The sequence below is a fragment of the Magnetococcales bacterium genome (assembly GCA_015228815.1).
In the GTDB taxonomy this organism is placed as follows: Bacteria; Pseudomonadota; Magnetococcia; order Magnetococcales; family UBA8363; genus UBA8363.
In genome coordinates, this window is the sequence record JADGCV010000043.1 from 15752 (window position 1) to 29508 (window position 13757).

At 52.9% G+C, this 13757-nt stretch carries 11 protein-coding genes and 1 tRNA gene; 9 read left to right on the forward strand and 3 right to left on the reverse strand.

Going from position 1 to position 13757, the window contains the following annotated elements; translation table 11 throughout:
• Positions 1 to 46: 46 nt before the first annotated feature.
• The 5 genes from HQL76_15030 to HQL76_15050 all read left to right on the forward strand — a co-directional run bounded on the left by HQL76_15030 (position 47) and on the right by HQL76_15050 (position 3328).
• On the forward strand, positions 47 to 1009 hold the full coding sequence (locus HQL76_15030; GenBank protein MBF0110480.1) for a chemotaxis protein CheV: 963 nt from the start codon (positions 47 to 49) through the stop codon (positions 1007 to 1009).
• Positions 1010 to 1035: 26 nt separating this feature from the next.
• Positions 1036 to 2346, forward strand: a complete 1311-nt coding sequence (bioA, locus tag HQL76_15035) for an adenosylmethionine--8-amino-7-oxononanoate transaminase (protein ID MBF0110481.1) — start codon at positions 1036 to 1038, stop codon at positions 2344 to 2346.
• Positions 2347 to 2429: 83 nt separating this feature from the next.
• Positions 2430 to 2514, forward strand: a tRNA-Leu gene (locus HQL76_15040).
• Between the two features lie 152 nt (positions 2515 to 2666).
• On the forward strand, positions 2667 to 2936 hold the full coding sequence (locus HQL76_15045; GenBank protein MBF0110482.1) for a type II toxin-antitoxin system RelE/ParE family toxin: 270 nt from the start codon (positions 2667 to 2669) through the stop codon (positions 2934 to 2936).
• Positions 2933 to 3328: a helix-turn-helix transcriptional regulator gene (locus HQL76_15050; GenBank protein MBF0110483.1), complete on the forward strand. Its 396-nt coding sequence runs from the start codon at positions 2933 to 2935 to the stop codon at positions 3326 to 3328. Before HQL76_15045 ends, HQL76_15050 begins: the two co-directional genes overlap by 4 nt.
• Here the strand turns inward: HQL76_15050 and HQL76_15055 are convergent.
• Both HQL76_15055 and HQL76_15060 read right to left on the reverse strand, forming a co-directional pair.
• Positions 3289 to 4422, reverse strand: coding sequence for a SpoIIE family protein phosphatase (locus HQL76_15055; GenBank protein MBF0110484.1), 1134 nt, complete (start codon positions 4420 to 4422; stop codon positions 3289 to 3291). The genes HQL76_15050 and HQL76_15055 overlap by 40 nt on opposite strands.
• A 312-nt stretch (positions 4423 to 4734) precedes the next feature.
• On the reverse strand, positions 4735 to 5571 hold the full coding sequence (locus tag HQL76_15060) for a flagellin FliC (protein ID MBF0110485.1): 837 nt from the start codon (positions 5569 to 5571) through the stop codon (positions 4735 to 4737).
• 611 nt (positions 5572 to 6182) lie between these two features.
• Here HQL76_15060 and HQL76_15065 point away from each other — a divergent pair.
• Positions 6183 to 7340, forward strand: a complete 1158-nt coding sequence (locus HQL76_15065; protein MBF0110486.1) for a hypothetical protein — start codon at positions 6183 to 6185, stop codon at positions 7338 to 7340.
• Between the two features lie 507 nt (positions 7341 to 7847).
• On the opposite strand, the gene HQL76_15070 is transcribed toward HQL76_15065, so the two are convergent.
• A complete protein-coding gene (locus HQL76_15070) occupies positions 7848 to 9353 on the reverse strand; it encodes a hypothetical protein (protein MBF0110487.1) in 1506 nt (501 codons plus the stop codon).
• 258 nt (positions 9354 to 9611) lie between these two features.
• On the opposite strand from HQL76_15070, the gene HQL76_15075 reads away from it, so the two are divergent.
• The 3 genes from HQL76_15075 (at position 9612) to HQL76_15085 (ending at position 13637) form a co-directional block, all read left to right on the forward strand.
• On the forward strand, positions 9612 to 11135 hold the full coding sequence (locus tag HQL76_15075) for a B12-binding domain-containing radical SAM protein (GenBank protein MBF0110488.1): 1524 nt from the start codon (positions 9612 to 9614) through the stop codon (positions 11133 to 11135).
• A 70-nt stretch (positions 11136 to 11205) separates the two neighbouring features.
• Positions 11206 to 12018 carry a class I SAM-dependent methyltransferase gene (locus HQL76_15080; protein MBF0110489.1) on the forward strand — a complete coding sequence of 271 codons (813 nt, stop codon included), beginning with the start codon at positions 11206 to 11208 and terminating at the stop codon, positions 12016 to 12018.
• A 62-nt stretch (positions 12019 to 12080) separates the two neighbouring features.
• Positions 12081 to 13637, forward strand: coding sequence for a B12-binding domain-containing radical SAM protein (locus tag HQL76_15085; GenBank protein ID MBF0110490.1), 1557 nt, complete (start codon positions 12081 to 12083; stop codon positions 13635 to 13637).
• Positions 13638 to 13757 lie beyond the last annotated feature (120 nt).

Below are 13757 nucleotides of genomic sequence, written 5' to 3' on the forward strand. Positions count from 1 at the left end.
TAGGATTGCTGGCGAAAAGTGTTCTATTTTCAACAGGGGGAAAACCATGGGTCAGGACACACTGTTCGCGGAAATCGACCAACGTACCAACCTTGCCATGAGCAACGAATTCGAGATGCTCACCTTCACGCTGACCGACGACCAGACCTATGGTTTGAATGTGTTCAAGATCATCGAAATCATCGAAACCCCAAAACTGGTCACAAAGGTGCCGCAGTGTCATCCCAACATCAAAGGGGAGATCGATTTTCGGGGTCGTCCCATCACCCTCATCGACATCGGTGAATATCTTGGAATGGCGCCCATCGATCATGAGCGCAATTTAAGTTATGTCCTGGTCTGCGAATACAGCAACACAACCCAGGGATTGATGGTCAAACAGCCCAACACGTTGATCACCAAAAGCTGGGACGACATCATCAAGCCGGAAGGGGAGATCTATGAATCCAGTTGCCTGACCGCCATGACCTGGCATCAGGGACAACCGATTCAACTCCTTGATGTGGAAAAAATTCTGCACGACATCATCGGCATCGAGACCCGGATTTCCGATGCCGCGATCGCCCGGGTCAAGGAGCTTGACACCGGCAAACATCATATCCTTGCGGTAGACGATTCCAGTGCGGCGTGCATGTTGACGCGGCTGGTGTTGTCGCAGATGGGCATCGCCCACACCGTCGTCAACAGTGCCCCCAAGGCACTCGATCTGTTGCAACGTTCGCTCGATGCCCGTGGCAACAGCCCTTATACGTTGATCTTCACCGACATCGAAATGCCTGTCATGGATGGTTTCACCTTTACCCGGAAAGTCAAGGGAGATCCCAATCTGTCCAAGATTTTTCTTTCGGTTCACAGTTCCTTGAGCAACAAGTCCAACGAGGAAAAAGCGGCCAGCGCCGGGGCCAACGATTTCATTCCCAAGTTCACCCCGGACAACATATGCAATCTGGTCATCAGACAAATCGAAAAGGCGGAACAGGCACAAGTCGGGGGGAACGCAACGCAATGATCGTGGAAAGAAAATTTGGGTGTCTCATGACGCAACACGACCTGATCGAGCGCGACCGCCGCCACATCTGGCACCCCTTCACCCAGGAAGCCACCGCCCCCCGCCCCATCGCCATCGTTTCGGCCCAGGGAGCATGGCTCAACGGAGCGGACGGTCGCCGCTACATGGACCTGATCTCCTCCTGGTGGGTCAACATCCACGGCCATGCCCATCCTCACATCGCCACGGCCATCGCCCGTCAGGCACAAACCCTCGAACAGGTCATCTTCGCCGGCTTCACCCACGAACCGGCCATCAAACTCGCGCAACGTCTGTCGGAACTCCTCCCCAGGGAACTCTCCCGGGTCTTTTTCTCCGACAACGGCTCGACCGCGGTGGAAGTCGCCTTGAAAATGGCCATCCAACATCACGCCAACCAGGGCAGAAAACGCCAGCGCATCGCCACACTCCAGGGGGGATACCACGGCGATACCGTCGGAGCCATGTCGGTCGGCCACTCCTCGGGCTTCTTCGACGCCTTTTCGCGTTATCTGTTTCCGGTCGATGTCCTCCCCTTTCCCGAAACCTGGAACGGCAATACGGACGAGGACAAAACGGAAGAGGAAGCCTTGATGAAGGTGGATCACTACCTGGAAACCTGGGGCAGAGACCTGGCCGCCCTCATCGTCGAACCTCTCGTCCAGGGGGCCTCGGGAATGCGCATGTACCGCCCCCGTTTTCTTCAGGAATTGACCCGACGGGTGCGGCAGGCGGGTGGACTGATCATCTTCGATGAGGTCATGACCGGCTTCGGACGCACAGGTACCCTCTTCGCCTGCGAAAAAGGAGGGGTGGTCCCCGACATCATCGCCCTTTCCAAAGGGTTGACCGGAGGATTCATGCCCTTGGCCGTCACCGTGTGCCGGGAGGAAATCCACGATTCCTTTCTGGGAGAAACGTTCGACCGCGCCCTGGCCCACGGCCATTCGTTCACCGCCAATCCTCTGGGATGCGCCGCCGCCCTCGCCTCCCTGGAACTTTTCGCCACGGGCGAACCATTGCGCCATGGCGCCGCCCTGGAAGCCCACCACCGGGAACGATTGCACGAACTGTCCACCCATCCCCGAGTCGCCAAACCACGAGTCACCGGAATCATCGCCGCTCTGAACGTCAACCTGCCCGGCCAGGAAGGCTATTCCGCCGCCGTCGGTCAACGATTGAAACAATTTTTCCTCGACCGGGGCTTCCTCATCCGCCCCCTCGGCCCGGTAATCTATCTCCTCCCGCCGCTCTGTCTGACACGGTCGGAACTCGATGCCGCCTGGGATGTCATCACGGATGCCGTCAATGCCCTCTGACCCGGCTCACGGACACCCACTTTTTTTATGGCTTCCACACCCCCGGCAATGGCAAACTGAAAGAAGTACCCGTTTTTCATCAAGCGAGAGTGGCGGAATTGGCAGACGCCCTGGACTTAGGATCCAGTGCCTTCGGGCGTGGGGGTTCAAATCCCCCCTTTCGCACCATGTTTTTTTCAAATTCTTCCTCCTTCGCTCTTCACCGGACTGACAAAAACATGAAAGCTGGCGCGGCTCTACCCATCAATCCGGTTCGGGTGAGCCAGTAAAACTTTTCACTCATGATGATTTGCCTGGAACTATAACCTGAAATGGTTATAATGTTAACCGTGCGCTACACGATCACCATCCGCCGTGAGGCCAAACGAAAACTTCAAAGCCTGCACGCAAAAGACCGGCTCAGGATTACCAGCAAAATTATGGAACTGGGACTGGATCCGGATGATCCATCACTTGATGTCAAACCATTGATCGGCAGCCATCTGTGGCGGCTACGAGTTGGAGGGTGGCGGATCATTTATGATCGACAGGATGCCATCAAGATCATAGCGGTGGAACGCATCCGATCCCGAGGGGATGCTTACAAATGAACATACAGATCATCAAAGGGCAGGATGGCCAGGACGAATACGTTCTTCTGCCTGTAAAAATTTTCAAGGCCCTCCGTGAACAAATCGAGGAAGAAGTCTCACGCCTGGATATCGAGACCAGGCGGGATGAGGACTACGAACCTTTTCGGCCAGAGGATTATATTCGGAATCCTGTTGCGTTGGCACGCATGAAAGCGGGTATCAAACAGGTTGAACTGGCGCGACAAATGGGCGTCTCGCAGGCCTACGTCAGCAAACTTGAGCATTCGGAAGACGTCTCCGAGAATGCCTTGGAACATGTCCGTCGTGTACTTGAAATCGGACCTTTGGAAAGCGTGGGCAATCACGAACCTCAGATTGAAACCTCGACCAACGTGATGTCATCATCCTGAACCTTGGCCCCGGAATGGGCCTCAAGCCGCTGCAACACCCCCTCCAACGGCCCCTCTTCGCCCGCCGTGGCCAGAAAATCGGCCAAACGCTCCGAACCAAACATCTCGCCATCCATGCCCCGGGTTTCGGTAATACCGTCGGAATAAAGGTACCACCGATCACCCGGCAGCAACGCCCGGGTGACCCGAGACTCCGCCATGTTCAAAGATGTCGTCACCCCCAGAGGCGGCATCGTCGAAGGAAAACTCTCGATAAGCCGCCCCCGACGCATCCAGAACGCCTCGGGAATGGCGGCATTCCATAGATCGATACGGTCCCTCCCCGGGGAAATCTCCAACAGAATCGCCGCGAAAAAAATACCGGTGGGAAGGCGGGCATGAAGCTGCACGTTGATCTCGTGCAAAATCGCCTCCCCCGAAACATTCCGCTGCGCCTGCTGGTGAAGAATGTAGGTCACCAGGGGACCGCCAATGGCCGCCGGAAGCCCGTGACCGGTAAAATCACCCAAAAGGACCAACTGACGTCCTTCCGGAGTCAGGGTGGACAACAATACATCCCCGGCGGTCTGCTCCACCGGCGCAATCAGATGCCGCAAATGACGCTCATCCAATACATCGGCACCACGCATCTTTAAAATGATGCTTTCAATCAACTGTCGTTCGTACATCAGTTTCTGATTGTTTTTTTTCAACGCCCGGGTCACCGAACGCAATTGAAGATGCGTTTTGATGCGCGCCTGGACAATCGGAATGCTGAAGGGTTTGGTGATGTAATCCACCGCCCCCAATCGCAACCCTTCGATCTCGTCCGACTCCTCCGAACGCGCCGTGACGAAGATGACCGGAATGTCCGCCGTCTCCCTGTTTTCCTTCAACCTCCGGCATACCTCGTAGCCATCCATGCCGGGCATCATGATGTCCAGAAGCACCAGATCGGGATACGGTGGAATCGATGCCGCCTTCAAGGCAACCTGACCATTGGGGGCGGGACGAACCGTGTACTCGTGAATCAATGCCCCCTTGAGGACATCGATGTTTTCGGGGGTATCATCCACCACAAGAATGATGGGACGCCGCCCCTTGTCGCGCGTCATGGGATTTTTTTTCGATGGTTCATGATGGAAACAATCGATTCATTCAAACCCAACTCCGAAAATACGGTCCGCTGGACCGACAAACACGAGAACGGATAATGCTCGATTCATGCCAACTGTTCACAAACCATGGGAACATATGAAGAGCCATCAATCCCGATCGATCGGATCCGGCCCTGGAAGAATCATGAACATACGTGGGAAGAAACAAGGAGTGCGCAGCGCATGCCACGCCAGAAGCGTTCCCCCTGGCGCTGCCGGGAAGGGGCGCACCCTTCCCGGTCCCATCTTTACGATATTTTTTTCCCAGGCTCAGACGGTGCCGAGGAGTTGCAGAAGAAGCTTCGGTTGCAGATTGGCCTGGGCCAAAACCGAAATACCCGCCTGCTTGATGATCGTGTTCCGGGTCATCTCGGCGGTTTCCTTGGCAATGTTGGCATCCATGATGTTGGACCGCGCCGTGGTGTAGCTGTCGGAAAGGGATTGAATCTGACTGGCGATCGACTCGAAACGGTTTTGCGCCGCGCCGATGGTGGCGCGGATGGAGGAAATGCTGTCCAGGGCGCTGTCGATGAGAAGGATGGTCCGGCTCGCCTTGGTAACGGTGCTGACCGCGGCGGAATTACCCGCGACACCCAGGCCGACCTTGTTGGTACTGGCTGCGGCAAAAGTGATTTCGACCGTGTTGCCGGCATCGGCGCCAATGTGAAAATCCATGGCGGTGAACGAACCCGCCAGCAACCTGAGACCGTTGAACTTGACCTCGGTGGCGATGCGATCGATTTCGGAAATCATGGCATTCACTTCGGTCTGAAGGGTCTGCCGATCGGAGCTGGATTTGGTCCCCCCCTTGGCCTCGACGGCCAGTTCGCGAATGCGCTGCATGGCGTTGACGGTCTCGACCAGGGCATCGTCGGCGACCTGGGACAGGGAAATGCCATCATTGGCGTTCTGGGCCGCCTTGCCCAATCCCTGAATCTTGGCGGTGAGTCGGGTGGCAAGCCCGAGGCTTCCCGCGTCATCCTTGGCGGAATTGACGCGGAGCCCTGTCGCCAGACGGAGAAACGTCTGCCCCAGGGCGTCGTTGGTCTGTCCTACTTTGCGCTGCACCGAAAGGGCAACGATATTTGATGCAATGGTCAATGGCATGGGCGGGTCCTCTCTCGACAGTTTACACCGGAGGTCGGGACGCACGACAACACGGGGGAAATCTGGTTGATTTCATCAATCAAACCGATGTCTCATGCCGCAACAGGTTTGCTCTCGCATCTACCATTAAAGATACCGTCGATTCACAAGTCAAGGCACTTTTTGTCCTTGTCCGAAAAAATCAACCAACTTCTGGTCATCATGGTTGATTTTATTGGCGGTTGGTTGATTTTCACCTTGTTCCCGCCCCGACCGGGGTCGGGATCGTTGATTTTTTCCTCATGTTCCACCGTTGGGGTGTCGATACGGTTCACAGGACGCCATGCCCGACGGGTTTGTTCTCTCGCACGACAACAACCGGTTCACCAAAGGGCATTACGGACAATTCATGGTTTTCCGTCACATCGGGAGAGGAGGCCATTGGATGGCATAAAAGCGGCCTGGTTTTTGCTGGATGGCGAACGTGGCATGGATGGAATTGCGGATCTTTATTTCCTTTCCGTTCAGACGACAATCCTGTATCCATGGATCAGGAGAAAAGGCTTCACGGTGCGGAAGGTTTCCTGGATGTCCCAGTTCAATCCATCGGCAACGGTAACGACCGCGTGATCATGTCCATTCCGAATCCATCCCGCATCCCGTGGCGGATCGTTGGTTTTCTGACGGTCGGAGGATTGAGCGCCGGGGCAACAGCTCTGGCCGCACCCCTGGATGAACTGCTCTCGGTACAGCAGGAAAAGCGCCCGTTTCATGGCGAGGTCGAGGCGGGATGGGACGGGATGAACGAATACCTCGATGTTTTCAGTGTCCGTGAAGAAGACCCACGCGGCAAGGACATCGGCGATCTTTCGGGCTATCACCTGCGTGGCGGCCTGGCGCTGGACCGAAGGCTCTGGTCCGACGCAAGCTACTGGGACCGAACGGTCAAAACACCCTTCGACAAGGGGGACAACAACACCTATCAGGCGGGAATTCAGTATCAAGTCACCGACAACAAGGAACGGATGCCCGCCATCTCCCTGAGACTTTCGGGTTGGGGCAACAGTTCAAGCCAGGTGGTCAAGGGATCCGCGACACCCATCTATGGCACAGGGTTCGCTACCGATTCCATCGTCATCAAAAAACCGAGCGATCGGCAATTCCAGGGTGATGTCATCGCCTCCTGGGCCCTGACTCCGTCCACCTCGCTGTCCCTGTTCGCCAGTCATGGCATCAGCGAAGTCAAGGTCGGAGACATCTTCGCCTCCTTTGGCGACTGCAACTACAAAATCGATCGCATCCTGCAACCCGATGAAATCAATGGTGGTTGGGATTCGGCAGTCAGCGGTCGGGCGGTCGATGTTTCCAATCCCAACTGCGGCATCACCTCGTTCATCATCCCCATGTCCTCCTACGGCGCCCCGGAACTGCCTCCCGGCATGTATGTCAGCTACGACGCCACCTATCTGCAACTGGGCGGCATGCCCCAGTGGCATAACGACGACTGGCGCATCCGCCTGGGATACCGGTTTCAAAAATGGGACCGCGGCGACCTGGATGACAGCATCGCACTCCTGCAACACGTCGATAAAACCATCTACGACACCAATCACCACATCACCGGTGAAGTCAGTTACAAACTCCACCCGCATGTCGCCGCCTTCGCCCGGTCGCAATACATGACCAACCAGTTCCTGGGCGATGTCCCCTACGCCTACAATCTTTTCAGCTCCCACAGATTCGAAAAACCTTACGGATACCTCTCTTTCGGGCTTTCAACCGGTTTCTGACCGAAATCAAGCCCTCCATGTTCAGAAAATCAGATCGATCTTTTCGAGTTCCCCCTCGATACGACGCCGTTCGGGACGGGTGAAAAACCATCCCATCACGGCACGCACAACCCTTTTTCCCACATCCGACCAATGGAAAAAATGCGACATGTCTCGTCTCCCGACCATCCTCACCCAGGCACTCCTGGCACGTTGATCTTCGCCGGGCCACCTTTGCCGGGCAGAAATTTCTCGAAATCGATTCACTTTGCCTGAAAAATGACCACTTGCACGAAATTTGGGCCAGGTCCCCCGTTATTCATGGCTCCATGTCATTGAAACGCAATTTTCGCGCCATGCTCCTGCCATCATCAGGGGAACGTCATGGTGGAAGCACCGGGCAGTCATGTCGTAACTATTCAGATCCCTCTCTGGATTCGGAATTATTGAAAGAAAAAAGGTAACTGCCCAGATACCCTCTTGGTTCAATTATTGAAAGAAAAAAGGGGTCTGAACGGTTACGTCATGTCAAGGCGCCGAGAAGAATAACTTTTTCATGAATGAACTCCCCATGATGCCTGCAACTCCGGCCATCACGATAAGCAGATCGAAGGGCATTCGATAGGTCGCTGTGGGATAGAGCGAGGATGAAATCATAATGACCGTCAAAGCGGGAAAGAGCAGCAGGAGAATCAGGCGGACTTCCTTGCGGTGGCATTGGGTCACCAATCCCAGACCCGCCAGAAGAAAAAAACCCATCGGCGGAACAATGGTGATCATGAAATGACTGATGAGAAGACTTGCCGTGTAATGACCCGTTCCAGACCGTAGAAAATGAGGGTACGATTGTACCAATTGTTCATATGATGGAAGATGGGCAGGATTGGGATGTCTTTGTTGCCACCGTTTTTTTTGATCCCGCTCAAGCTCATCGAACAGGCGGAGTCCTTCGGGCATCGAGTTGAATCCTATTGGAACGTCGGCATGGTCCCCGGGAGGGAACGAAAGATTCGATGGCGACATGACAGGAGGGGTCTGTTCCGTCCGGGGATTGAGTTCCAGGGAGTGATAATGGTTCAGGATGAAATAAAGCCGTTTCAGCCAGGCGCCCGTGAGTTCCAGAAAATGGTGTTGGATGGTTTCAAGGCTGGCGCTACGGACGGTTCCGGGGGCGTAGTAGCTGTCGATCAGCAGCATGTCGTTGAACATGTTGCGGCCATGTCTGGCAAAAAAAGTTTCGGCATTCATGCCAAGATCGACATAGGGTGGCTTGTTCATCAACTCCCGATCAATCAATTCAAACAGTCTGGCCGAGGCAGGACCGTTTTGTGGATGAAACTTCCCTGTGGTGAAAAGAAAAAATCCGGGAATGAGATCCTTGCCCGCGGCAACTCCAAAAATACCATGACGGGTGTAATTGTATGAAGAATAGCCAATCATTCCCGTGGCAAACACGGCAAAAAAGGCCAGGGCGTATTGCAGATTGCGACGGTTGAAACCATGACAGAGGACGGGCATGAGGCCAAACAAAATGAAGGGAAGATTGGATGGGCGGATGAGTACCAGAAGAAAAGCGGCACAACCAAGAAGCAGATGGGTTGACAGAAGATTGCGTGTATACCATCGAACGGCCAAGGCAGCAAAACAGGCCACGCCCAGGGCCGACAGATTGTCGCTGGCCAGTTGGTGAAACAGAACATTGACCTGGAAATGCAACACGATCAACACAGTCACGATTCGTGCGGCAAGCACGCCCAGGATGGTTGCCGCATAATAGGCGCTGATCAGGTAAACCAGGTGCAGCAGCAGCAGGGAAACATGAAACAGGGTGGGACTCAGACCCGAAAGCACGCCGACGATCTGGGAAGAAAGTATGACACGGAAAAAAGTTGCACCAGGGTTGATATCGTAATAGGCTGCCAAGTAGGAAATGGCATCCGCGCCGCCTGATGGATGGATTCCCAGAGAAACCAGAAAAAATAAGAAAATATCGGCAATCAGCATGATTGACAGGAACTGTCGGTCATCCTTCAATGTCTTGAAAAAATCCGATGTTTTTTGGTACGGCGATGGAGTCGGACACGCCGGGACTGGAAGGGTGATGGATTCCATGGTTGTGGTCATTGCTCTTTAGAAAAAATGTTGAAAGAATCTAACTTTGGACCTCCCGACCCTGAATCCGGAAAGTATGGGTTGGGTTGAAGGCTGCGTCAACGGAAGTCTCAGAAAAAAGATGATCCCTGGATCGGGATGTCCCGAAATTTTTTCGATGGAGCAGGAGCGTGCCCTGACGTGCCAATGAATATTGTTCTCTATTATCCACGGCTCGGCATGACAGGTTCGCTGGTGACCCATTTGCCGTTGAGCCTGCTCTATGCCGGTATCGGCGCCCTTCAGGAACAGTTTGAACTGCGTATCGTCGATGCCCGATTGAACCCCAGGCACTGGCAGGAACTTGTGGCATCGAAGATCGATGCCGAAACGATCATGGTCGGCGTCAGTGTCATGAGTGGAACACCAATCATCAATGCCGTCGAGGTTTCACGCTGGTGCAAAAGCCATATTCCGCAAGTCTCGGTGGTATGGGGTGGTCCGCATGCCACGTTCAATGGTCGTGAAATACTCTTGGAAGAACCCGCGGTCGATTTTACCATTTCCGGCTATGGTTCCCAGCCTTTGGCCGATCTGTGCAAATATTTACGCCGGGATTCCGATGCCAAGGCGTTGGTGGAAATATCCGGTTTGAATTATCGTGATGGAGGGGAAATCCGGGTCGTTCCTCCGGAGAACAAATTTGAATGGACCGATTATCGTTTGATTCCTTACGACCTGATCGAAAATGACCTCGGTCGGTATGGCCAGTTCAACAATGCTGAACGTGTTTTCTCGATGTATAGCGCCATGGGGTGTCCTTATCAATGTACATTTTGTTCATCGCCTGCGCAATACAAAGGAATACGGCGTAAATACGAAATCTATCCCCATGAAGATGTTGTAGATCATATTGAATTGGTTCAACAACGTTATGGTGCGACCTATATCTATTTCATCGATGATGATTCGTTTGTCCGTCTGTCCCATGTCGAGAAAATCATTGATGAAATCCAGCGGCGCAACCTTGGGGTCAAACTTGGATTTCGTGGGGCGCGTATCAATGAAATCAAGAAGATGAGTGATGAATTCCTGCAAAAACTGATCGCGGTGGGAACCGATATCATGCACATCGGCGCGGAATCGGGTTCACAACGAACATTGGATCTGATCAAAAAAAATTGTACCGTGGAAGACATCATCGAGGTCAATCGCAAGCTGGCGCGGCATTCCAATCTCAAGAGCGGCTACAATTGGATCATGGGATTGCCGGGGGAAACCATCGAGGATGCACATGCCACCCGCAAACTGATGTTGCGTATCGTCGAAGATAATCCTTCCGCCATGATTTTTCCGCCCAATCTGTTTCGACCGCTGCCGCATACGGAACTCCATACGTTGGCGATACAGCATGGTTATCGACCTCCAGTCCGGTCCCAGGATTGGGCAGAAGTGGAAAACAGCGTGGAGGCCAAGCAGTCGGATCGACTCCCATGGTGTTCACCGGCCATGATCCGACAGATTGAAATGCTGCAAATTTGCAGCAACTTCATCGATAATAAAATTTTCAGGATCGATCTGGGGAATACGTTTAAATTTCGCACGTTGCGTTTCCTGGCGCGAATCTATACACCATTGGCCAGGTTGCGCATGCGAACCGGTTTTTCGGGGCTGTTGTTTGAAAAAACGTTGTTGCGCGTGTTGTCCAGACTGGGATGGGGGTAGAGAGTCTGTTTCCCGGCTGGCGAGAAGGCTTCGTTTTGCAGACGTCGCACTTTGGAATGATGGTCTCCACATGGCAGAATTGAATCTCCGTCACGACGAACGTTCCGAATGGCACCAACAATGGTCCATGTTTCAGGACGATGAGGTGTTTTTGTTTCTGGATTGGATCCAACCAGCAACCCTGGAAGATTTTCGTGACCAGGAGGTCCTGGAAGGGGGATGCGGCGGGGGACAGCATACGCGGATGATGGCATCGGTTGCCCGGTCGGTGACGGCGGTGGATCTGAATACGACCGATTTGGCCGAAGAATACAATCGGGGAACCAAAAACATCACGTTCGTCGCGGACGACCTGGCAACCATGCGACTGGGACGGCAGTTCGATGTGGTGGTGTGTATCGGTGTCATCCACCATACCGATGATCCTGATCGGACCTTCGACAATCTTTATGCCCATTTGAAACCCGGTGGCCGAATGGTGGTCTGGACCTACAGTGCCGAAGGCAACTTCCTGGTCCGATGGGGGGTGGAACCCTTGCGCAAATGGTTCTTTCGCTTTCTTCCACGGTCATGGTTGCGCTGGTTGTCTCAAGGGGTGACAGCTGTATTGTATCTGCCAGTCCATACAATTTATCGATTTTCCATGTTCAAGGGTTTGCCCTACTATGAATATTTCATCAATTTCAGAAAACTTTCGTTTGAGAGAAACACGCTAAACGTGTTTGACAAACTCAACGCACCCCAAACCCGGTTCACAACACGGGCAACTTGCGACCGTTGGTTCAGTGCGACACGGTTTGAACCCGATTCCATCTCCATTCGTCCCTATCGCGGAGTCAGCTATTCCCTGGTCGGCATCAAGCGCCTGTCAAACCCGACCTGAACGTCATGGACTCGCAACCCATGGCGATCGTGACAACCCATGGATCTCAGGATTTTTCTACAATGAAGATCGTCTTTCCATACACCGGTGCGGAAAACATGGGCATCGGGTTCTTGAGTGCCGTATTGCGTCGTCATGGGTATGAAACCCAGCTCGCCTTCGAACCTTCCCTGTTTGACGATACCAAATTTCTCCATATCCCGGCGATCCCAAAACTCCTTAACTATAATCAACGATTTGCCGATTATCTCGTCTCCTTGAAACCGGACGTGTTGGCGTTTTCGGTCTTCACGATGAACTATGCCTGGGCCCTGGAAATCGCCGCCAGGGTCAAGGAAAAGATGGATGTGGTGACGGTATTTGGCGGAGTTCATGTCCAGGCGTTGCCGGAACGAGTTTTGATCCATCCACAGGTTGACTTCATCATTCTTGGAGAGGGGGAATATCCGTTACTGGAACTGGTCCAATCCTTGGAGCGGGATGGAGCGGTCGATCGTTCGATCTTGAATCTGGGTTATGTGAAGGATGGAGTGAACATAATCAATCCGGTTCGTCCCCTTGAAGAAGATCTGGATACATTGCCTTATTCCGATCGGGAAATTTTTGAACATTGCGAGGACTATGGTGATAGTATTCTGTACATGTGCGGACGCGGGTGCGGCTTCCATTGCACCTTCTGCGCCAACCAAAGCAAGCGTAGCGTGTTCCCGAACAAAAAAAAATGGGTACGGATGCAAAGTGTGGATCGCTCCTTGGAAGAATTGCGCCATTTGCGGGATACCTACCACCCCAAATCCTTTTTGATCATCGACGATGTCTTTGTTTTGAACAAAAAATGGATGCGTGAATTCTGTGAACGGTATCCCGATGAAGTGGGGGTTCCCTTTCAGGTGACTGGTTATCCGAGCGTTTTGAAGGAAGAAGATATTCGTATCCTGAAACAGGCGGGATGCTTCTATATCCAGGTCGGGATCCAATCATTGAATCCCGATAACAGAAGAAAGATCTTGAAACGCTACGAAACAAATGAACATTTGGCCGATTGCATCAAATGGTGTCGCAACGAAGGGATGGGGATCAGCGTCGATTACATTTTTTTCCCCTGGGAAGCCAATGAAAAAGACCAACTGGCAGCGGCCCGTTTTTTCCTGGAACATACCCCGACACGCCTGGCCAATTTCTATCTGACCTATCTTCCAGGCACCGAAATCATCCAATATGCCTTGGAACATGGCTATCTGGAAGAATCGGGATTGCGGAATATCGAAATGGGAGTCAATGCCCACTATCATGCGGGAGGTGAATTTCAGTCCCAGAAGCAAACGATGAAATTGTTGAATAATTTTTATGTGTTTTTCATTTTGATCATCATGTTTCCCAGGTCCGTGGGACAGTTTTTGTTCAGAATTCGTGCCTATCGTTATGCCCGTTTCCTCCCAAAAACATTAATACTTATATTAAAGGAAATAATTATTCCTTTATTTTCCATGGCGTCGATCGAGACCCCAAACTTTAAAAAATATGTTAAGTATTATTGGTTGCACCTGCCAACGGCATTGTTTGGCATCTATAAAGGAAAAAAGGGGATCCCTTATGATCGCAGGTCACGCAGCACTTGAAGATCCTCCTTTTTTTGTAACTGCCCAGGTACCCTCTGGGTTCAATTATTGAAAGAAAAAAGGGGTCTAATGGTATGGTCCGCCCCGTTCCCAACGGCCTCGAAATGGGCCAAGATGGAG